The sequence below is a fragment of the Bradyrhizobium sp. HKCCYLRH3099 genome, from assembly GCF_051167855.1.
Lineage (GTDB): Bacteria > Pseudomonadota > Alphaproteobacteria > Rhizobiales > Xanthobacteraceae > Bradyrhizobium.
Window position 1 is genome coordinate 1 of sequence record NZ_JBNPTW010000006.1, and the last position, 21,002, is coordinate 21,002.

Here is a 21,002-nt window from a genome sequence, read left to right on the forward strand (position 1 = left end):
AGCGTCTCGCGAGCGCGCTTATAAATCGCGCCGTAGCGAGCGAGACGCTCGGGTGGTCGGCCCGTTACCCCATCTACGCGGGGAGAGAACAAATCGATCGGCAAGGAGCCGAATAAAGAACATTCGTACACAAACATTGATGTCGGAAGCGCGTCCATTGTTTTGTTCGCAGCTGCGATTGATCCCCCGCGGCACCAGGGCTAGTCACCAGCGGAACTCTTTTGTTTGGTTGGAGACTTGAATGTTACGTTCCGTTATCGCCTTGGCCGCCTTGCTGTCCGTCGCGCTTCCCGCGCAGGCCGAAACCATCCGCGTCGGTGTCACCGCCGGCCCGCATGCCGAGATCATCGATGTCGTGAAGAAGGTCGCCGCCGAGCGCGGACTCGACATCAAGGTCGTCGAGTTCACCGACTACGTGATTCCGAACCAGGCGCTGGCGTTGAAGGATCTCGAGGCGAACTCGTTCCAGCACGAGCCCTATCTGAAGAACCAGATCTCCAAGACCGGCTGGAAGATCGTCAAGGTCGCCACCACCATCGCCTCGCCGCAGGGCGTCTACTCGCAGAAGTACAAGACGCTCGCCGAGATTCCCGAGGGGGCCAAGGTCGCGATCGCAAATGATCCGTCGAACGGCGCGCGCGGGCTGATGATCTTGGCGCTGCATGGCGTGATCAAGCTGAAGGATCCGAGCAACGTCGCCGCGACGGTGGCGGACATCACCGACAATCCCAAGAAGCTGAAATTCGTCGAGCTCGACGCCGCGCAGCTGCCGCGCGCGCTGGCCGACGTCGACCTCGTCTCGATCAATAACAACTACGCCGTCCAGGCCGGGCTCAATCCCGCCAAGGACGCGATCGCGCGCGAGAATGCGGAAGGGCCCTGGGTCAACATCCTCGCGGTGCGCGAAGAGGACAAGGACAAGCCCTGGGTCAAGCAGCTGATCGAGGCCTACCACTCCGAGCCGGTCAAGGCATTCCTCGACACCCGCTTCAAGGGCACCTACATCGCCACCTGGTGATCCCTGGCTGCGGCCAGCGCCGGCGCATCGACCTTGGGCACGGTGATCTGGCGGGCCTGCAACAGCCGGCCCGCCAGATCGGCACATTGGCTGCGGATGTCGGGGATCGCGATGATCTCCCAGAAGGCGGCGCGCGTCAGCGGGCCGATCGCGAACAGCCGCTGCGAGGGCGTGCCATCGGCGCCGACGATGGCACAATCGGCCGTGACCTCGATGCCGATCCGCAAGGGATCGCAGCGCGCCAGCCCCTGGTCGAACAGGCTGCGGACTGCGGGATTGGCAGTGGCGCGGGGATCTCTGACGATGCCCGTGCAGTCGATGACGGCGCCGACCTCGAGCGTCTCGATCTCGCTGCGGCCGCGCCGGCGATAATGCGCGCGAGCCCCTTGTGTGCCGCCGTCGATCTTGACGAGCTTGGCCGCAGCGATGCGGAGCTGGCCGTCCGCGATCGCGCGTGCGATCCGCTCCTCGACCTCGGGCGCCATGCGGTGGCGATGCACGTCCCACCACGCCCGCGCATGCTCCAGGAAGCTGCGCTTGGACGCCGGCGGCAGGTCCTGCCACAGCCGGTGGCTGAACGGCCTCACCGCATCGATGACGGCGCGCCAGTCGCCGCCCTCGGCGATGTGTGCTTTGATCCGCTCCCGGAACCAGCGCAGCAGAACGCTGCCGCGCGCACCGAACGGAACCTCGTCCTCGCTGATCCTGCAGGGGCTGATGCGCCGATGTCCCCTCGCCATCAGGCCGCGGCGCGAAATCGCGAGGATCGGACCGCGATGGCCCTCGCGCAACAGCGACAGCACGTAGTCCGCCATCGTCAGGCCGGCACCGAGAATGAGCACCGCCGAGTCGCGACTGAAGCCGGGAACGGACGGATTGATCCAGGGATCGGCATGCCAAGCCGAGCGCGGGATCGCGGCGTCATGGCCGGTGGCGAACACCGCGATGTCGCCAAGCTGGCGCGTGCCGTCGCCGAGGCTGACGGTGACGCCGTCTCGGCCTTCGCTGACGGCCACGCATTCGCCCTGGATGATGGCGAGCCGCTGCGAACCGCCCTCGGCCGCGAGGAACGGCGCGATCAGGCTGGCGACGTAGTCGCCATAGAGGCGGCGGGGCACGAAGCAGAACGGATCGGGACAGAGCTGAAGGCCATGCTCATGGGTCGATAGCCAGCGCCAGAAATGGTCGGGATCATCCGGCAACGCGCTCATATTGGCGGCGCGCACGTTGAGCAAATGATCGGCATTCCCGGTGTGATAGGCCAGCCCGCGGCCGACCTCCGAACGCTTCTCGATCAGGGTGACGCGGACATCGGATTCCGGGCGTTGCAGCAGCTGATAAGCCAGAAGCACGCCGGATGCGCCGCCGCCGACGATGATGATGTGTCGTTCCGGAAAACGGCTCATGCAGAGATGCCTTTTCTCTCGCGCGCGGACGATGCGTAACGTTCATAATCTAGCACGTAAACCGGCGGCCGGATTCGGAAAGACAAATCTTCCAAGTCTCGGCGTGTTCCGGTCGATATTGTTCCAGGAAAGTGCGGATTGTTGTCGCAAGTATGTCGTCATGAACAATGGCACATGAGAATTGTAATAAGCGCCGACTGGAAGGCCGGGCGGTGACAGGGCCGGGAACGCGCGACGGAATTCTTCTCCCGTCACGGATCCCAGCGAGAACAGAGCGTTCGAAAATCGCGCAATTCTGAAATTGCCAGCGGCGGCTCACTGGATGACCATGCCCGTACATGTGCGTCGTTTGCGCGCAGGGCTACGGAGTTCGGACCATGATTGCGCGGGCGATGCTGAGAGGACCAATGGGAGCGCGCGCCTTGCGGGTGACGCGTCGGATCGCCTCGTGACGGCTAACGTGACTGATACACTCGTGCTCACCGCCGATGTGCTCGTGATCGGCGGCGGCATGGCCGGCGCCTGGGCTGCGATCTCGGCCGCGCGTGCCGGCGCGCAGGTGATCCTCGTCGACAAGGGCTATTGCGGCACCAGCGGCGTCACGGCTGCGGCCGGCCCGGGCCATTGGTGGGTGCCGCCTGGTGCGCGCGCGCAGGCCGTCAGCCAGCGTGTCGTCGCCGGTCTCGGACTCGGCGAGGCCCCATGGATGCACGCGATCATCGACGAGACCTGGCGCACGCTGCCGACGCTCGCGAGCCATTATGCGTTCGGCGTCGATGACGATGGGCAGACCAATTATCGCGCCGTTCGTGGCCCCGAATACATGCGGGCGCTGCGCGCCGTCGCGCGGGAGAGTGGCGTCACCATCCTCGACCATTCGCCGGTGCTGGAACTGCTGGCGCGCGGCGACGGCACGATCGGCGGCGCACGAGGCCTTCGCCGGCAGGACGGCGATCGGCCCTATCAGATCGCGGCGGGTGCGACCGTGCTCGCCGCAGGCGGCACCAGCTTCCTGTCGCACCTGCTGGGATCGCGCACCAACACCGGTGACGGCTATCTGCTCGCGGCCGAAGCCGGCGCGGATCTCTCGGGCATGGAGTTCACCGCGGCCTACACGATCGCGCCGGCGCATTCGACGATGACGCGCAGCATGGCCTATGCGTTCGCGACCTATTACGACGCCGACGGGCGCGAGCTCGATCTGCCGTTCGGACCCCAACAGACGATCGGACTGGCCAGGGCGCTGCTCGCGGGTCCCGTGTTCTGCTCGCTGCAGCGTCTGCCCGAGGATATCAAGGCCCGGCTGCACACGATCTCGCCGAACGTGCCGCTGGTGTTCGATCGCTGGGGCATCGATCCCTGGCGCGATCGCTTCGAGGTCACGCTGCACAATGACGGCACGATCCGCGGGCTCGGCGGCGTGAGGGTCGACGATGTCGATGGCTGCACGTCGGTGCCGGGGCTGTTCGTCGCCGGCGACAATGCCTCGCGCGAGAAGGTGGCTGGTGCGATCTCCGGGGGCGGCAACATCAATTCGGCCTGGGAGCTGACCTCCGGCGTCCTTGCAGGACAGGCCGCCGCGCGGCTGGCGCGCAGCATCGGTGCGAAGTCCTCGCTCTTGACGCCGCTTGGGCAGGCCGGCCTGCGGCCGCACTTGCGGACCCGTGCGGTCGATCACGACGCCATCAGGGCCGGCGTCCGCGCCGAGATGCATCCCTTCGACAAGAACCTGTTCCGCAAGGAGTCGACGCTGGCGGCGTCGCAGCGCGCGCTCGATGGTCTCTGGCGCGAGATCTCCGACCATGCGGGAAACGATCCGCTGCGCTCGCGCGAGACGGCGGCCCTGGTCGCCACGGCACGCTGGTCGGTCGCGACTGCGCGCCGCCGGACCGAGAGCAGGGGCCTGCATCGCAGGATCGATCATTCCGGCCTGGACCCAAACCTGGCGGTGCGGCTCGTCAGCCGTGGCCTCGATCGCATCGAGGTCGCAGCCGATACACGCCCCGCGCTGGAAGCTCCGATCGCACTGGAAGCCGCGTCATGATCGAGCTCATCCTTGCCGATCGCTGCACCGATTGCGGCGCCTGCGTCGAAGCGTGCCCGACCAATGTGCTCGACCGCGCATCGCCGGGACCGCCGCTGCTGGCACGGGTGGAGGACTGCCAGACCTGCTTCATGTGCGAGCTGTATTGCCGGGCGGATGCGATCTACGTCGCGCCTGATTGCGACCGCCGCCTCGCGATCACGCCGGAGGAGGCGGTGGCCTCGGGGCGGCTGGGCCAATATCGCAAGCATTCCGGCTGGGACGAATGGGCCGGGCAGTTTCCCAACGAGCAATGGCTGATGGAAACGGTGTTTCGCCGCGCCGGCGAGGCCGCGCGCGCAGCCGAGACGGACGACACGAGGACAGCATGACGATCATCACCCACCGGCCGGGCGCCCTGGTCGGCCTCGACGGCTTTCCGGGACCGGCCGACTGCCCGGACAGCCCGTTGTCGCAGGCGCTGCAGCAGCCGCTGCTGCTCGGCCTGTTCCTGCCGATCCAGGCCGGCGGCTGGAGCGCCTCGACCTTGCCGCGCACGACGTCATGGCATTTCGACTACAACCGCGACCTGGTGCTGGTGGCGGAGAACCTCGGCTTCGATCTGGTGTTCGCGCTGTCGCAATGGCTGCCGAAGGGCGGCTATGGCGGCGTGTTCACGGGCGAGGCGCTCGACTCCTTCATGACCACGGCCGCGCTGACGAGCCTGACCAAGCGGATCATCCTGATCTCGACCCTCCACGTGCTCTACGGTCCGATGCACCCGCTGCATCTGGCCAAGTATGGCGCGACGCTCGACCACATCTCCAATGGCCGCTGGGGCATCAATGTCGTGACCGGCCATCGTGCCGCCGAGCACGAGGCGTTCGGCCGGAGCCGGATCGATCACGACCGCCGCTACGAGCTCGCGGCCGAGTTTCTCGAAGTACTGCAGCGGCTGTGGGGCGACACCGAGAACTACTCGTTCTCCGGCCAGTCGTCCTGGAAGCTCAACGGCGCCTTCGTGACGCCGAAGCCGCGCTTCGGCCGGCCGGTGCTGGTCAACGCCACCGGCTCCGATGCCGGCATCGCCTTTGCCGCGCGCTATTCCGACATCGTCTTCATCACCAGTCCGGCCGGCTCGAGCTTCGAGAGCGCGATCCCTGCGCTGCCGGCGCATACCGCGCGGGTCAAGCAGGCGGCGCGCGACATCGGCCGCGAGGTGCGCACCCTGCTCAATCCGATGGTGATCTGCCGCGAGACCGAGCGCGAGACCTGGGCCTATCACGACGCCATCGTCGCCCATGCCGACCCGGTCGGCGACTTCCATCGGCTGGACAGCGACGCCCATGCCTGGCGCGGCCGCGTCGGCGTCGATGCGCCCAAGCGCCGGGCGATCGGCGGCAACATCGAGGTGATCGGCACGCCGGAGCAGGTGGTCGAGCAGTTCGTGCAGCTCAAGAAGGCGGGTGTCGACGGCCTGCAGCTGTCGTTCTACGACTTCAAGCCGGATCTCGAGGTCTTCGGCCGCCGCGTACTGCCGCTGATGGAGCAGGCGGGCCTGCGCCAACCGGTGATTGATCCCACTGCGGCGCAGGCGGCGGAGTAGCAGGGCCTTTCGACATCGCGCGCATGATCCGCCGGGGGATTGCCGTTGTCCTCGGGGTCGGCTTTGCTGGGCGTCGACGCGCACGCAACTATCGAACATCGGCCGTGACAATGGCGTACCGGCCGGCATGGGGACTGAGGAATGACGATCATCGAAACGAGGGCACCGATTACTCCGAGCGACGACATCACCGCGGCGCTGCGCAAGCGCTACGGCGCTGACATCCCCGCCATCGCGTCCGGCGCCGAGGAGATCCTCGGGCAGCTCCTGGCGCACCGCTCGATCCGCAGCTACCGCCCCGATCCGGTGCCGCCGCACACCGTGGAGACGCTGGTGGCTGCCGCGCAGTCGGCGGCGTCGTCGTCGAACCTGCAGACCTGGAGCGTCGTCGCAATCGAGGACCCCGCGCGCAAGCAGCGCCTGTCGGAATTCGTGGGCAACCAGAAGCACGTCCGCGAGGCGCCGCTGTTCCTGGTCTGGCTCGCCGATCTGTCGCGCGCCGAGCGGCTGGCGCGGCGGGAAGGGCGCCCCGATGACGGCATCCATTTCCTGGAGACGCTGTTCGTCGCGATCATCGATGCAGCGCTCGCCGCGCAGAATGCCGTGGTCGCTCTTGAGGCGCTCGGGCTCGGCTCTGTCTATATCGGCGCGATCCGCAACCGTCCGCAGGCGGTGGCCGAGGAGCTCGGCCTGCCGCCGAACGTGCTAGCCGTGTTCGGCCTCTGCGTCGGCTATGCCGATCTGGCGGCCGGCGAGGACGTCAAGCCGCGGCTGCGACAGGGCGTGGTTCTGCATCGCGAGCGCTATGCGCCGACCGACGAGATCCACGGCATCGCCGCCTATGACGAGACCTTGCGCGCGTTCCAGACCAGCCAGGGCGTGGCGCCCGTCGGCTGGCGTGACACGGTGCTCAACCGGCTCGGCTCGGCGAAGGCGCTCAACGGCCGCGACAGACTGGCCGAGGCGCTGCGCGCGCTCGGCTTCGGCCTGAAGTAGCTGCGGACCCGGAGAGATCGGCGGCGGCCCGGGACGGACCGCCGCGATGGCTCACTTCATGTAGTCGGGCAGTGTGAAGCCGTCATAGAAGCGGTCGGCCAGGATGGCGGCCTTGAAGCCTGGTGACTTGTAGCCGTCCACGATGTCCTTGGCCCAGGCGGTCTCGGCATTGCCGCGCTTGACGGCGACGACATTGATGTAGGGCGTGGTCATCTTCTCCAGCGCGAACGCGTTGGTCAGCTTCAGGCCGCTGAAGATCGCGAAATTGCCCTGGATGGCGGCAAAGTCGACGTCGTCGAGTGCGCGCGGCGCCTGCGCCGCCTCGAGCGGGACAATCTTGATGCCGCCGGGGTTCTTGATGACGTCGAGCTCGGTGACGTCGATCGGCTTGGAATCGCGGATCTCGATCAGGCCGAGATCGCGCAGGATCCACAGCGCGCGCTGCAGGTTGACCGGATCATTGGGCACCGCGATCTTCGCGCCCTGGCCGATCTTGGTGCCGAGCGGATGCTTCTTGGAATAGATCCCCATCGGCGGCGTCGGCACGTGCACGATGCCGGTGAGGTCGGTCTTCTGCCGCTCGTTGTAGGAGTTCAGAAAGATCGTGTGCTGCATGACATTGGCGTCGATCTCGCTCTTGAACACGGCATTGTTGGCCTCGAGCCCGGTCGAGAACTCGACATAGCGGATCTGGTAGCCCTTCTTCTGCAATTCGGGCGCGACGCCGATCTTGAACTCGTCGATGTAGGGACCGGGGACGAAACCGACCTTGAGCTCCTTCTTCTCGGAGGCTTGGGCCAGCGCGCCGCTGCTGGCGGCGATCGAGAGAAGGGAGGCGGCGAGCAGGCCGACGAATTGCGATCTGGTGATGTGATGCATGTGACTTCCAAGGCTTGATATGGCTTGAACCAAACGAAAGGCGGCGCGGGCGCCCGGCTTGGCGTCCGCGCCGCCCGTGAAACGGCGCTCAGGCGATCGCCTGGACCGGATGGCTGTAGAGGCTGGCAGGTCGATCCAGCCCGTAGTGCTCGCGCAAGGTCCGGCCCGTGTACTCCGTGCGAAACAGGCCGCGCTTGCGCAGGATCGGCACGACGTGCTCGGCGAACAGGTCGAAGCCGCCGGGCAGCCAGGGCGGCATCACGTTCAAGCCGTCGGCGGCACCGTTCTCGAACCAGGCCTGGATGTTGTCGGCGATCTTCTCCGGCGTGCCGGCGATCACCCAATGACCACGGGCGCCGGCGAGGCGCTGAATGAGCTGGCGGATGGTCGGCTTCTCGCGGTCGACGATGTCGACGACGAGCTTGAAGCGGCTGGCGACGCCGCGCGCGCCATCGGTCTCGATCAGATGGCGCGGGAACGGCCCGTCGAGCTCGAAGCCCGAGAGATCGAGCCCGAGCATCTGACGCAGCTGCACCAGCGAGTACTCCGGCTGGATGAGTTCGTTGAACTCCTCCAGCAGCCGGTCGGCTTCGTCCTGGGTCGAGCCGATGAACGGGCTGATGCCGGGCAGGATCTTGACGTGATCGGGATTGCGGTCGAGCGCGCGCGCCTGACGCTTGATGTCGGCGTAGAACTCCTGCGCGCTGGCCAGCGTCTGGTGCGCCGTGAAGATGGCCTCGGCAAAGCGCGCGGCGAAGGCGCGGCCGTCCTCGGACGAGCCGGCCTGGACATAGACCGGCCGACCCTGCGGCGAGCGCGGCACGTTCAGCGGCCCGCGCACGCGGAAGTATTTGCCGACATGATTGAGCGGATGGACCTTGTCGGTGTCGGCGAAGATGCCGGACGCGGGGTCATTGACCACGGCGTCGTCCTCCCAACTGTCCCACAGCGCGGTGACGACATCCAAGAATTCCTTGGCGCGCTCGTAGCGCTCGTGATGTGGAGGGTGCTCCGGTAGGCCGAAATTCTGCGCGGCCTGCGCCGCACTGGTGGTGACGATGTTCCAGCCGGCGCGGCCGCCGCTGAGATGATCGAGCGAAGCGAACAGGCGGGCGAGATTGTAGGGTTCGTGATAGGTGGTGGACGCCGTGCCGATCAGGCCGATATGGATGGTCGCGGCGGCGATCGCCGACAGCCAGGTGATCGGCTCGAAACGGAAGCGCTGCGCATAGCGGACATTGTCGGCCAGCGCAGGACCATCGGCAAAGAAGATCGCGTCGAACTTGGCATGCTCCGCCGTTCGCGCCAGCTGCTGGTAATAGCCGATGTCGAGCGCGCGGCTGGCGGATGATCCCTTGTAGCGCCACGCCGCCTCGTGATGGCCGCCCGGATAAATGAAGAGGTTGAGGTTCAGTTGACGTCGCTGGCTCATGGGGCGCTCGTGGGCTGGATTGTCGGGGGAGGCGGAGCGATCGCTTGGAGAATGGCTATCGCGGCGTGTCGGTCACAACGCGGCTCGGCGATTGCGGCGACCGCAGGCGTCGCGCGAGCCCGACGGCAACACGGCCGATGCCTGCGCCGAGATCGCGACCGCGCAGGTCAAGCTCGCAAAGCAACGGGCTCGTCTCGGCACGCGTGCTGTCGCGGAGCACATCGCTGCGACCCGTGGGCGGGTCCTGGTGCAGGCTGATCATGGCGAGAGGGTCGAACATCACGGCATCCGTCGAGGCGCGAACGTCACGGCATCGTTGATGCCGGCCGCGCGAATGCGAAAATCTAGCTTTTGTAGGACGATGCTGTCGATGAAATGGATTTGCATTGTTGTCCGCGGCACGAGCATGAATCCTTCGTGCTCATCAGCAACCGGGGATCGCCATTTCGATCGCCCGTTCCAGCAGATCCACGTCCGCTCAGGAGGTCTGCAGGTTCGGTCCGCCAACCTTGTTGCGGAGCGTGGCCTGGGTGACGACGCTGTTGGGCGGAACATCATGCGTCAGCCAGACATTGCCGCCGATCGTCGATCCCTGGCCGATCCTGATGCGGCCGAGGATGGTGGCGCCGGCATAGATCACGACGTCGTCCTCGACGATCGGATGACGGGCGTCGCCCTTGATGAGCGTGCCGTCCTCCTCGGTCGGGAAGTGACGGGCGCCCAGCGTGACCGCCTGGTAGATCCGGACATTGTCGCCGATCACGGCCGTCTCGCCGATGACGACGCCGGTGCCGTGATCGATGAAGAAGCCGGAGCCGATGCGGGCGCCGGGATGGATGTCGATGCCGGTCCTGGTATGGGCGATCTCGGCGATCAGCCGCGACACCAGGCGTGCACCGAGACCGTAGAGAAGGTGAGCGAGCCGATGATGGATGATCGCCGTCATGCCGGGATAGCCGATTGGGATTTCCGGAAAGCTCTTGGCGGCGGGATCGCCGACGAAGGCGGCGCGCAAATCGCTGATCAGGATGCCGCGCAGCGCGGGCAATTCTTTCGCGAAGCTGTGGGTCAGTTCGATGGCCTCGGGCTGACGAAATCCAGGGATGAGCTCGTCGCCGACGAACAAGGCGGCGCGGTGGATCTGGTCGGACAGCAGGTCGAGGCCGACGCTCAGCCGGCGGCCGACGAAATAGTCGATGTTCTCGCTATCGAGGTCGTACTGGCCATAGTGTCGCGGAAACAGCGCCTCGGTCAGGGCGGCGACGACCTGCGCCAGCTTCTCGCGCGAGGGCGGCCGGTGGATGACACCGTCCTTCCGGATGCTGTGGGTTTCCTCGCGCGACACGCGCAGCTCCGCCACCAGCCGATCGAGGCCCCAGCGTTCGCCCGCCGGGGCCGGCGTCTCTGCGCCGGAGCCTGGACGATGTCTCATACCGTCTCCCCCATGCTGCGCCGTCACCGCACATGCGCCGGCGGTACGCCGACCTCGGCGAGCAGGTCGAGATCGGCATTGCGGTCGACCTCGACATACTGCTCGTTCCAGTACAGCAGGCTCGACAGCCGCGGCGCCAGCTCGATCGTGTCGGGACGTCCGACGATGATCGCATGGTCGTAGCGCTCGATGATCTCGTCGACCTCGCAGGCGATCGCCGCCTGCGCATGCTGCAGCACCGGCACACCGCCCGCATGGCGCGACCACTCGACGCCCTCGAATTTCTGCCGCCCGGCGAGATGCGGACTGCTGAAGCGGTCGGCGAGCGTGAGCTGGTCGGAACTGAGAACGTTGATGCCGAACCAGCCGTCACGGACGATCAGGGGAAAGGCCGACGTTTGCCGGCCGAGATTGATCATCAGCCGCGGCGGCTCGACCGAGAGCGAGACCAGCGAGGCCGTGGTGACGCCGGTGATGTCGTCGCCGCGGCCGGCGGTTACGATGCTGACGCCGGCGGCGACGCGGCGCAGCGCCGAGTAGAAGTGCGGGGGAGTGGACGCCGTCAGGAGATGCAGTCCATGCTTGCTCATCCGTTGCCTCCTTCAGGGGGCTGCGCCTGCCGGTCAGAAGAATCCCTTGGCCGGAAGCGGCGTGCCGTTGATCAGATACTGTCCGATCGCCCGCTCTTTTTAGGTGACCGGATTGTGTGACGACAGCGTGCGCGCATTGCGCCAGTGGCGGTCGAAATTGGTGGCCTTCTTGGTCGACGACGCGCCGCCGACGTCGAAGATGAGCCCGCCATTGCGGATGGCGGCATCGTCGGCGATGATCTTGGCTTGCGCCGACAGCAGTGCGGCCCGATGCGCGAGCGCCTCGGCGTCGGCGCGGCCCGCATCGAACGCCTCGGTGGCAGCGTCGAGCGCCTCGGCGGCGACGAGCACCACCGTTTCCGCGGCGTGCGCGGACGCCGCGATCTGGCCGATCGTCTGCTGCAGCAGCGGGTCCTCGGTCGGCTTCTCGTGCGGCGCGTAGTAGAAGGTGCGCTTGCGCGAGCGGACCAGCGCGATGGCATCGCGCAGGGCCGCGCGGCTGATGCCGGCCACGGCTGCGGTCAGGAACAGCTGCGCGAACGTATTGGAGTAGGGCACGCCGTAGCCGATGTCGGGCGCATCGAACACGATCTCTTGCCGCTTGACCCGGACATTGCGGAAATGCGTGGTGCCGGTCGCGGTGAGCCGCTGGCCCATGCCGTCCCAGTCGTCGATCAGCTCGATGCCGGCGCGATCGAGAGGCAGGATGGTCGCGCCGGGACGTCCGTCCGGATCGGCGGCGCGCACCAGGACCAGGTCGGAATAGAGCGTCCCGGTGCTATAGTACTTGGTTCCGTTCAGCAGATAATCGTCGCCATCGGGCGTGAAGGTGGTGTTCGGCGTGATGTTGCCGACCTGGGGGCTGTCGAGCTCCGTGGTCGCGAGGCCGATGATCGCGCCAGCCGCGACGCGCTGCTGCCACTCCCGCGCCTGGTCGTCGCGGGGAATTCGGACCAGACGCTCGACCACGCTGAAATGATTGCGCAGGATGTGCGCGACATTGGCGTCAGCCTCGGCAAGCCGGATCACGATCTCGAACAGGCCGCGGATCGTGCTTCCGGCACCGCCGGCGGCCACGGGCAGGCGCAGCGCGCCGAGCCGCGCCTGCTTGATCAGCGCGATCTGCTGGTGCGGCAGGATGCGCTCGCGCTCCCGCTCCGACTCACCATCCGCGATGGCGGCGAGCAGCTGATCGAGCGTCTCTGCCGCCAACGGCAGCGACGTGTCGGCGATGAGAGTCTTGGTCGAGACCGGCTTGTTCATGACGAGTCCAGGCGATTGAGTGGGAACGATCGGTGCTCAGCGCTGCGGCGCCGGGTCTTCGATTGGAGCGAGATGATCGGCAACCTTGACCGGCTCAGGCAGCACCTTGCGCTCGACCAGCCAGTCGGCCGCCTTCTGAAGGTCCGTGACGAACTGCTTGTCGTTGATCGAGAAATAGCGGTACTTGCGGTTCAACGCGATGAACTGGTCACGCACCTGGTCGCTGTATTTGCCGGCCTTCTGCGCGATGTATTCGGCATCCTTGCTGTTTTCCGAGATCCATTTGCCCTCGGCGCGGAACGCGTCGTTGACGGCACGGACCAGCGCCGGGTTCTCGGTCGCGAATTTGCGTGTCGTCAGATAGGACGTGTAGTCGATCTGGAATTCGAGATCGCGGCCTTCGAGGAAGATATCGTGGGCCTTGTAGTCGAGCCGGGCGATGTCGACGCCCGGGCTCCACATCGACCAGGCATCGACCTTGCCGGAGGCGAGCGCGGGTGCTGCGTCCGGCGGATTGAGATAGACGAACTTGACCTTGGAGCGGTCGACCTTGTGCTTCTCCAGCGCTGCGACCAGCAGGAATTCACCGAGGCCGGAGCGGTTCACGGCGACCGACTTGCCGACGAGGTCCTCGACCTTGTTGATGCCGGAATCGTCGCGGGCGATGATCGCGGTGGTGCGCGGCTCGTAGACGACGAATTGGGTGAACACCAGCGGCGAGCCGGCGATGATGGCGGCGAGCGCCGGCGTCGTCGAGCCGCCGAAGGAGAAGTCGGCGGTGCCGCCGGTGACGGCCTGCAGCGTCGGCGCATGGTTCGGGAACGGCCCGAGCCACTCCACCTTGATGCCGTCCTTGGCGAGCAGCTTCTCGAGTTCGCCACGCTCCTTGGCGATCAGGTTGAGGCCGGAGAGTCCCCAGGTCAGCCGCACGGTGTCAGTGACACGGCCGGGCGCAGCCCAGGCGTCATCGGTCAGCGTGAGGCCGGCGAGCGCGCCGATGCCGAACGCGGCGGTGCCCAGGAAATGGCGGCGGGACAGGTCATCCGAAGACGAAGACATGGTCGATCCTTGAGGAAATCAGGTGTGAAGGGAGGGGTTGAGCACGCCGAGTTCGGCCAGCAGGTCGCTGCGCGCGACCTCGCCACCGGCGGCGGTACGATGCTCGAAGGCGATCCGGCCGTCGCGCATCACCAGGATGCGGTCGGCGAGCGCGATCGCTTCGTCGACGTCGTGGGTGACCAGCAGCACGCCGGGACGATGAGTGGCGACGAGCTCGCGCACCAGCGCATGCATGCGGATGCGCGTCAGCGCATCGAGCGCGGCGAATGGTTCATCGAGCAGCAGCAGCTCCGGCTGCTGCACCAGCGCGCGGGCGAGCGCGACGCGCTGTGCCTGGCCACCGGAGAGGTTGCGCGGCCAGTCGTCGAGACGGTCGCCGAGGCCCACCTCGGCAAGCGCGGCGGCCGCGCGCTGGCGCGCATCGGGCACGTCGAGGCCGAGCGCCACGTTGCGCCAGAGGCTGTCCCACGGCAGCAGGCGGTGCTCCTGAAACACCACGGCAGGACGCTTTGGCGCGATGATCCGGCCGGCCTGGATCGGGTCGAGCCCGGCGAGGGCGCGCAGCAAGGTCGTCTTGCCGCAGCCGCTTTCGCCGAGCAGCGCGACGAACTCGCCGCGCTCGATGCGCAGATCGAGACCCTCGATCACGGTGCGATCGCCATAGGCGCGGCGCAGGCCGTTGACGATAACCGCAGGCGCGGTGGCGCCCTGCAGCGGCGGCGCGAACTGGACCGTCATCGCGCAGCTCCATAGTTCGGGTGCCAGGCGAGCAGACGCCGCTCCAGCCAGCGCGCGATCAAATCGGCGCCGACGCCGATCAGGGCGTAGATCACGATCGTCAGCACGATCACGTCGGTGCGTAGGAATTCGCGCGCGTCCATCGCCAGGAAGCCGAGGCCGGACTGCGCGCCGATGGTCTCGGCCACGACGAGCGCGAGCCAGGCGGTCGCCAGCGCATAGCGGACACCGGTGAGGATCGACGGCAGGGCGCCGGGCAGGATGATGCGTCGGATCAGCTGCAGGGTCGACAATGCCTGGACGCGGCCGAGCTCGAGCAGCTTCGGATCGACCTGGCGGATGCCGAGCGTGGTGTTGATGTAGATCGGGAAGGTCACGCCGAGCGCGACCAGGAAGACCTTCTCGGCCTCGCCGACCCCGAGCCAGACGATCACCAGCGGCAGCACGGCCAGGAACGGAATCGCGCGGATCATCTGGATGCTGCGGTCGATCAGCGCCTCCGCGATCCGCGAAAGGCCGACGAGGATGCCGAGCGCGAAACCGACGGCGCCGCCGATCGCAAAGCCGGCAGCGGCGCGCAGCAGGCTGACGCCGAGATCGTTCAGCAGGGTGCCCTGTGTGGTCAGCTTGAAGGCGGTGCGGACGACCTTGCTGGGCGCCGGCAGGACTTGCGGCGACAGATAGCCGCCCTGCGCCGCCGCTTCCCAGATCAAGATCAGCAGGACCGGCGCGAGCCACGACAGGGCCTGCAGCGCCAGTGGGCTCAGCGCGCGGTTTTGCCCGGTGCCGGGGCGCGCGCCACTGGTGGTCTGCGGCAGCTCGATCGTCCCGGCAGCTTGTTCGAGATTGCTCAAGAGTGCGTCGTCCTCGCGATGTCATGGCTCCGCCGATCGCGATCGCGCGGCAGAGCAAAGTAAATCGGATGCGCGCAGGTGGCCGCGTGACGCAGCCCCGTTGCGCGCCGACAAACTGTCCCACGAAACATGGCTGATCGAAATAGAGCCGTTTTCCAATTGTCGTTGCGTTCGGAGGTTTTCGATTTCCCGCGCGGGTCAAAAGCGGCAAGAACTTCTTTTCGGGATTTGTTAGTACGTGCGGCTATGACAACGCATCGTCGAGACGGCGAAGCGTGACGCTGAGATCGTGAGGCTCGACCATGACACATCCGTTCCGTTTCGGGATTTGGGCCCTGGTGCATGGCCCGCGGGCCGCGCATCAGGATCCGGAAGAACCCTATGATGCCTCCTGGGAGCGCAATCGCGATCTCGTGCTGAAGGCCGAGTCATTGGGATTCGATTCGACGCTGGTCGCGCAGCACACCATCAATCCGCACCAGGAGGATCTCGATCAGCTGGAGGCCTGGAGCGCGGCCGCCGCGCTCGCGGCGTTGACCAGCCGGATCGAGATCATCACCGCGATCAAGCCGTATCTCTATCATCCCGTCGTGCTCGCCAAGATGGCGCTCGGCATCGAGAACATCAGTCGCGGGAGGTTTGCCATCAACCTCGTCAACGCCTGGAATAGACCCGAATTGGAGCGCGCCGGCATCGGCTTCGCCGAGCACGATGAGCGCTACGCCTATGGCCGCGAATGGATCCACGTAGTGTCGCGGCTGCTGCAGGGCGAGCGGCTGACCCACAAGGGCCGCTATTTCGATGTGCAGGACTACGCGCTGCGGCCGAAGGACCTCTATCGCGCGAGGCCACGGATCTATGTCGGCGGTGAATCGGAGCCGGCGCGCGCGCTGGTCGCCGATCACGGCGATGTCTGGTTCATCAACGGACAGCCGCTCGATGACGTTGCCAGCCTGATCCGCGATGTCGCGGCGCGGCCGAGGGGCGCGGCGCCGCCGCTCCGTTTCGGCCTCTCGGCGTTCGTGATCGCGCGGCCGACCGCCGCCGAAGCGGAGGCCGCTCATCAGCGGTTGCTGCGTCTCGCCGAGAAGGATGCGCCGATGAAGGCCATCCAGAAGGCGAACACCGACCCAAAGGTCGTGATGATGCAGACTATGCAGAAGAGCGCGCGCGTCGGCAGCAATGGCGGCACCGCGGCCGGGCTGGTCGGCAACTACGAGGAGGTGGCCGACCGCATCATCGACTTCCACGCCGCGGGCATCGAGCTGTTCATGCTGCAGTTCCAGCCGTTCGAGGCGGAGATGATGCGGTTCGCCGAGGAGGTGATTCCACGTGTCCGGCAGCGGCAGCGTAATCTCGGTCTGGGGAATCCCGAGTCCGGTCGTCGCGTGGGATGATGTCGCCCGCAAGGTGCGCAGAAGAACTGATTGCTTTGCGAAGCTCGCCTCGTGGGGACATTATCGCTCGCTGCCACCCCACATTCGAAATTCCATTTCATTGACGATGTGCAGTCGCGAACGCATCATCCGTTCATCATTGGGGCGCTGACGACAGCGCAGGTTTAACGACACATCGATGCATTCCGCTATGGGAGTGCGGGCGCTGCACGCCCGCGCAACGGCGGAGCTTTGTCGGCAGGAGAGGGCGATGGACAACACGGACAACACGGGCGCAGTCACCCGGCGTCGACTGCTTCAGGCAGGGGCCGGGGCCGCCTTGGTGGCGCCATTTGGCGGCTTGGCCGCGCAGGCATTGTCTCTGCGGGCCGCCCCGGAGATCGATCTGTCGCAGTTTCCGATCTGCCGGACCGCAGCCGAAGCGCCGGCCCTCACCGGTGCGCCGCGCAAGCTGAAGCTGTCGTGGAATGCCGGCGCGGTCTGCCTGACGCCGGTGCCGGTCGCGATCGACCAGGGCTTCTTCAAGAAGTACAATCTCGACGTCGAGCTGATCAACTACTCCGGCTCGACCGATCAGCTGCTCGAGGCGATCGCAACCGGCAAGAGCGATGCCGGGCTCGGCATGGCGCTGCGCTGGCTGAAGCCGCTGGAGCAGGGCTTCGACGTCAAGATCGCCGCGGGCACCCATGGCGGCTGCATGCGGGTGCTGGCGCGCACGGATTCCGGGATCAAGACGCTCGCCGATCTCAAGGGCAAGGCGGTCGCGGTCGGCGATCTCGGCGGACCCGACAAGAACTTCTTCTCGATCCAGCTCGCGCGGCTCGGCATCGATCCGGTCAAGGACGTCGATTGGCGCGTCTATCCCGGCGCCGTCGTCAACGTCGCCGCCGACAAGGGCGAGACACAGGCGTTCCTCGCCTCCGATCCGCTCGCTTATCTCTGGCTCAAGGACCCCGCCTATCGCGAGGTCGCCTCCAATCTCGACGGCGAGTATCAGAACCGCGTCTGCTGCATCCTCGGGCTGCGCGGCAGCCTGGTGCGCGAGGAGCCGCAGGTGGGCCGCGCCATCACGCAGGCGCTGCTCGATGCCGCGATGTTCACGGCGCAGAACCCGGTCGAGGCGGCGAAGTCGTTCCAGCCCTATGCGCCGAAGCAGGCGACGCTGGCCGATCTCGAAGGCATGGTGCGCTACCACACCCATCATCATCATCCGCATGGTCAGCCGCTCAAGCAGGAGCTGAAGGCCTATGCCGACGACCTCAAGGTCGTCTCCGTCTTCAAGCCGAGCACCGACACAAGCAAATTCGCCGAGCGCATCTATGTCGACATTTTCGCTGTCTGAGGTCGCTAGCGGCGACAGCGCGCGGAGCAGCGCGCTTGCCGATAAGCTCCGCGACATCGCGCCCGGCATTGCTGCGGCGCTCGCCTGGGCCGCCTTCGGCGCATCGTGCCTCGTTCGTGAGGACGTCGGCGACTGGTCGCGCACCAAGGATCTCGCGATCGCGGCCTTCGTGATCGCCGGGCTCGTGCTCGTCGTGAGTGTCGCGGCTGCGCAGCTCGGCCGCGCCGGCTCGGCCCTGTGCAAGCGCAGCCCGTGGCTGCTCGCGCTCGGCGTGTTCCTGACGCTGTGGGAGCTCGCCACCGCCAAATACGCCTGGTTGCCGCTGCCGTTCTTCCCGCCGCCGCAGGCGATCATCGAGGTCTACACCGACGATCTGCCGAAACTGCTCGACAGCGTCGTCGCCTCGATCAAGCTGCAGCTCGGCGGCTATCTGATCGGCGCGGCCACCGGCTTCATCACCGGCGTCTCGATCGGCTGGTCGACGCGGATCGGCTATTGGGTGCATCCGGTGCTGCGCTTCATCGGGCCGCTGCCGGCGACCGCCTGGCTGCCGATCGCCTTCTTCGCGTTTCCGACCAGCTGGAGCGCGTCGACCTTCCTGATTGCGCTCGCCACCGGCTTCCCTGTGACGGTGCTGACCTGGTCCGGCGTCGCCAGCGTGCCATCAGCCTACTACGATGTCGCGCGCACGCTCGGCGCCAAGCCGTGGTTCCTGGTGCTGAAGGTCGCGATCCCCGCAGCCTTGCCGCATGTCTTCGTCGGCCTGTTCATGGGCCTCGGCGCCTCGTTCGCGGTGCTCGTCGTCGCCGAGATGATCGGCGTCAAGGCCGGACTCGGCTGGTACCTGCAATGGGCGCAGGGCTGGGCCGCCTATTCCAACATGTATGCCGCGCTGCTGGTGATGTCGCTGCTGTGCTCCGGCGCGATCACCTTGCTGTTCAAGACCCGTGACCGCGTGCTGGTCTGGCAGAAGGGAGTCGTCAAATGGTAGCCGCTGCCGTTGCCGTCCGGGCGCAAGTTCCTGGTGCTGCGATCGACATCGCCCATGTGGACCATGCCTTCGATATCGACGGTGCCGAGCTGAAGGTGCTCGATGACGTCAGCCTGATCGTCGAGCCCGGCGAGTTCGTCGCGCTGCTCGGCCCGTCCGGCTGCGGCAAGTCGACCCTGCTGCGCCTGATCGCCGGCCTCGACAAGCCGCGCAGCGGCAGCTTGCGCGAGGACGAGGTCAGCATCAGGGGGCCGCACCCGTCTCGCGTCGTCGTGTTCCAGGATCCGACGCTGTTTCCCTGGCGCACGGTGTGGGACAATGTCGCGCTCGGCCTCGAAGCGCAGGGCATCCTGAAGAAGCAACGTCATCGCGTCGATGCTGCACTCGATCTCGTCGGCCTCACCGACTTCAAGAACGCCTATCCGCATCAGCTCTCCGGCGGCATGGCGCAGCGCGTCGCGCTGGCGCGGGCGCTGGTCAACGATCCCAAGGTGCTGGTGCTCGACGAGCCGCTCGGCAAGCTCGATTCGCTGACCCGCATCGCGATGCAGGCCGAGCTGGTGGCGCTGTGGCAGCGCAAGGGCTTTACGACCTTGCTCGTCACCCACGATGTCGAGGAAGCGCTGGTGTTGGCCAATCGCGTCATCGTGCTCAGCGATCGTCCCGCGCGCATCAAGGCCGATATCGTCGTGGACCGGCCGTATCCGCGGCATCGCGGCGATCCGCATCTCGCCGATCTGCGCCGGCAGATCCTCGGTCTCCTCGGGTTGGAAGCGACATGGTAGCCGTCATCGAAAGCCTCGCGCCACGCCAGACCGGCGCTGACAACGAGGACGAACTGATCGCACGCGCGCTGCGGCTGGTTCCTGTGTTCGCCGAACGCGCGCCGGCGCATGATCGCGACCGCAGCTTCCCGTTCCAGAACTTCACGGATCTGTTCGAGGCGGGTCTGCTGTCGCTGACCGTGCCGACGGCGTTGGGCGGACACGGTGCGGGCGCGGGCCTTACGGCGCGCGTGCTTGGCATCATTGCCGAGGCCGATCCGTCGACCGCGCTGGTCCTGGCGATGCATTACATCCAGCACTTCGTCATGGCGCGGAGCCAAGAGTATCCGCCGCGGCTGGCCCGCAAGCTCCAGCGGGACTCGGTCGAGCGCGGTGCGCTGATCAACACCTTCCGCGTCGAGCCCGCACTCGGCTCACCGTCGCGTGGCGGCCTGCCTGAGACGATCGCGCGGCGCACCGGGACCGGCTGGCGGCTGAGCGGCCACAAGATCTATTCGACCGGTGCGCCGATCCTGTCCTGGTATTCGGTGTGGGCCAAGACCGACGAGGCCGAGCCGCGGCTCGGACTGTTCCTGGTGCAGGCCGGGCTCCCCGGAATCAGCATCGTGGAAACCTGGGACCATCTCGGCCTGCGCGCCAGCGGCAGCCACGACGTCGTGTTCGAGGACGTCGTGATCCCGCTCGACCATGAGATCGAGCTGCGCAAGCCTTCGGACTGGCGGGTGCAGAATCCGACCCAGGCGCTGGTCCATGCCGCCTTCGTCGGTGCGATCTATGACGGCGTCGCGCGTGCGGCGCGCAACTGGATCGTCGACTTCCTCAAGACGCGGACGCCGTCGAGCCTCGGCGCACCGCTGTCGGCTCTGCCGCGTGCGCAGGAGGTGCTCGGCGCGATCGAGGCGCGGCTGCAGGTCAATGCGCGGCTGATCGAGAGCGTCGCGCGCGATTTCGACGAGGGCCGGGTGGTCAGCCCGGTCGAGGGCAACGTCATCAAGCTCACCGTCACCAACAATGCAGTGGCAGCAGTCGAGGACGCGCTGTCGCTGTCGAGCAATCACGGCCTCAGCCGCGCCAATCCGCTCGAGCGGCATTATCGCGACGTGCTGTGCGGCCGCGTGCATACCCCGCAGGACGACGCCACCCGCATCGCCGCCGGCCGCCTGGCGCTGAGACTTTAGGAACACAAGGAGG

The 21,002-nt window shown here is 66.7% G+C and carries 19 protein-coding genes and 1 pseudogene; 10 read left to right on the plus strand and 10 right to left on the minus strand.

Features of this window, described 5'->3' with window-relative positions; translation table 11 throughout:
- Positions 1 to 241: 241 nt before the first annotated feature.
- Positions 242 to 1,018: a MetQ/NlpA family ABC transporter substrate-binding protein gene (locus tag ACQR1Y_RS14310; protein WP_434875624.1), complete on the plus strand. Its 777-nt coding sequence runs from the start codon at positions 242 to 244 to the stop codon at positions 1,016 to 1,018.
- Here the strand turns inward: ACQR1Y_RS14310 and ACQR1Y_RS14315 are convergent.
- A complete protein-coding gene (locus ACQR1Y_RS14315; RefSeq protein ID WP_434875625.1) occupies positions 1,000 to 2,424 on the minus strand; it encodes an FAD/NAD(P)-binding protein in 1,425 nt (474 codons plus the stop codon). The two genes, ACQR1Y_RS14310 and ACQR1Y_RS14315, sit on opposite strands and share 19 nt — an antisense overlap.
- Before the next feature lie 448 nt (positions 2,425 to 2,872).
- Between ACQR1Y_RS14315 and ACQR1Y_RS14320 the strand changes: the two genes are divergently transcribed.
- From ACQR1Y_RS14320 to ACQR1Y_RS14335, 4 genes are all read left to right on the plus strand, one after another.
- Positions 2,873 to 4,468 carry an FAD-dependent oxidoreductase gene (locus ACQR1Y_RS14320; protein ID WP_434875626.1) on the plus strand — a complete coding sequence of 532 codons (1,596 nt, stop codon included), beginning with the start codon at positions 2,873 to 2,875 and terminating at the stop codon, positions 4,466 to 4,468.
- A complete protein-coding gene (locus ACQR1Y_RS14325; protein WP_434875627.1) occupies positions 4,465 to 4,839 on the plus strand; it encodes a 4Fe-4S binding protein in 375 nt (124 codons plus the stop codon). Before ACQR1Y_RS14320 ends, ACQR1Y_RS14325 begins: the two co-directional genes overlap by 4 nt.
- Positions 4,836 to 6,053, plus strand: coding sequence for an LLM class flavin-dependent oxidoreductase (locus tag ACQR1Y_RS14330; protein ID WP_434875628.1), 1,218 nt, complete (start codon positions 4,836 to 4,838; stop codon positions 6,051 to 6,053). The genes ACQR1Y_RS14325 and ACQR1Y_RS14330 overlap by 4 nt, the downstream gene beginning before the upstream one ends.
- A gap of 141 nt (positions 6,054 to 6,194) precedes the next feature.
- Positions 6,195 to 7,049, plus strand: coding sequence for an NADPH-dependent oxidoreductase (locus ACQR1Y_RS14335; RefSeq protein ID WP_434875629.1), 855 nt, complete (start codon positions 6,195 to 6,197; stop codon positions 7,047 to 7,049).
- Between the two features lie 51 nt (positions 7,050 to 7,100).
- Here ACQR1Y_RS14335 and ACQR1Y_RS14340 read toward each other — a convergent pair whose 3' ends face one another.
- From ACQR1Y_RS14340 to ACQR1Y_RS14380, 9 genes and pseudogenes are all read right to left on the minus strand, one after another.
- Positions 7,101 to 7,928, minus strand: a complete 828-nt coding sequence (locus tag ACQR1Y_RS14340; protein WP_434857421.1) for a MetQ/NlpA family ABC transporter substrate-binding protein — start codon at positions 7,926 to 7,928, stop codon at positions 7,101 to 7,103.
- A gap of 88 nt (positions 7,929 to 8,016) precedes the next feature.
- Positions 8,017 to 9,360, minus strand: a complete 1,344-nt coding sequence (locus tag ACQR1Y_RS14345) for an LLM class flavin-dependent oxidoreductase (protein WP_434875630.1) — start codon at positions 9,358 to 9,360, stop codon at positions 8,017 to 8,019.
- 55 nt (positions 9,361 to 9,415) lie between these two features.
- Positions 9,416 to 9,640, minus strand: a complete 225-nt coding sequence (locus ACQR1Y_RS14350) for a hypothetical protein (RefSeq protein ID WP_434875631.1) — start codon at positions 9,638 to 9,640, stop codon at positions 9,416 to 9,418.
- Between the two features lie 198 nt (positions 9,641 to 9,838).
- The gene (epsC, locus tag ACQR1Y_RS14355; RefSeq protein ID WP_434875632.1) at positions 9,839 to 10,792 is read right to left on the minus strand and encodes a serine O-acetyltransferase EpsC; all 954 of its coding nucleotides are present in this window, start codon (positions 10,790 to 10,792) and stop codon (positions 9,839 to 9,841) included.
- Between the two features lie 23 nt (positions 10,793 to 10,815).
- Complete coding sequence (locus ACQR1Y_RS14360) at positions 10,816 to 11,382, minus strand: flavin reductase family protein (RefSeq protein WP_434875633.1); 567 nt, start codon at positions 11,380 to 11,382, stop codon at positions 10,816 to 10,818.
- Positions 11,383 to 11,415: 33 nt separating this feature from the next.
- A pseudogene (locus tag ACQR1Y_RS14365) lies at positions 11,416 to 12,645 on the minus strand (acyl-CoA dehydrogenase family protein).
- Positions 12,646 to 12,681: 36 nt separating this feature from the next.
- The gene (locus ACQR1Y_RS14370) at positions 12,682 to 13,704 is read right to left on the minus strand and encodes an NrtA/SsuA/CpmA family ABC transporter substrate-binding protein (RefSeq protein WP_434875634.1); all 1,023 of its coding nucleotides are present in this window, start codon (positions 13,702 to 13,704) and stop codon (positions 12,682 to 12,684) included.
- Positions 13,705 to 13,722: 18 nt separating this feature from the next.
- Positions 13,723 to 14,442 carry an ABC transporter ATP-binding protein gene (locus ACQR1Y_RS14375; protein WP_434857414.1) on the minus strand — a complete coding sequence of 240 codons (720 nt, stop codon included), beginning with the start codon at positions 14,440 to 14,442 and terminating at the stop codon, positions 13,723 to 13,725.
- Positions 14,439 to 15,296: an ABC transporter permease subunit gene (locus tag ACQR1Y_RS14380; RefSeq protein ID WP_434875635.1), complete on the minus strand. Its 858-nt coding sequence runs from the start codon at positions 15,294 to 15,296 to the stop codon at positions 14,439 to 14,441. The genes ACQR1Y_RS14375 and ACQR1Y_RS14380 overlap by 4 nt, the downstream gene beginning before the upstream one ends.
- A gap of 302 nt (positions 15,297 to 15,598) precedes the next feature.
- On the opposite strand from ACQR1Y_RS14380, the gene ACQR1Y_RS14385 reads away from it, so the two are divergent.
- The 5 genes from ACQR1Y_RS14385 (at position 15,599) to ACQR1Y_RS14405 (ending at position 20,989) form a co-directional block, all read left to right on the plus strand.
- The gene (locus tag ACQR1Y_RS14385) at positions 15,599 to 16,693 is read left to right on the plus strand and encodes an LLM class flavin-dependent oxidoreductase (RefSeq protein WP_434875636.1); all 1,095 of its coding nucleotides are present in this window, start codon (positions 15,599 to 15,601) and stop codon (positions 16,691 to 16,693) included.
- A gap of 250 nt (positions 16,694 to 16,943) precedes the next feature.
- Complete coding sequence (locus ACQR1Y_RS14390; RefSeq protein ID WP_434875637.1) at positions 16,944 to 18,035, plus strand: ABC transporter substrate-binding protein; 1,092 nt, start codon at positions 16,944 to 16,946, stop codon at positions 18,033 to 18,035.
- Positions 18,013 to 19,026 carry an ABC transporter permease gene (locus tag ACQR1Y_RS14395; RefSeq protein WP_434875638.1) on the plus strand — a complete coding sequence of 338 codons (1,014 nt, stop codon included), beginning with the start codon at positions 18,013 to 18,015 and terminating at the stop codon, positions 19,024 to 19,026. The genes ACQR1Y_RS14390 and ACQR1Y_RS14395 overlap by 23 nt, the downstream gene beginning before the upstream one ends.
- Positions 19,020 to 19,811: an ABC transporter ATP-binding protein gene (locus ACQR1Y_RS14400; RefSeq protein WP_434857409.1), complete on the plus strand. Its 792-nt coding sequence runs from the start codon at positions 19,020 to 19,022 to the stop codon at positions 19,809 to 19,811. The genes ACQR1Y_RS14395 and ACQR1Y_RS14400 overlap by 7 nt, the downstream gene beginning before the upstream one ends.
- Complete coding sequence (locus tag ACQR1Y_RS14405) at positions 19,805 to 20,989, plus strand: acyl-CoA dehydrogenase family protein (RefSeq protein ID WP_434875639.1); 1,185 nt, start codon at positions 19,805 to 19,807, stop codon at positions 20,987 to 20,989. The genes ACQR1Y_RS14400 and ACQR1Y_RS14405 overlap by 7 nt, the downstream gene beginning before the upstream one ends.
- The last annotated feature ends 13 nt before the right edge of the window (positions 20,990 to 21,002 follow it).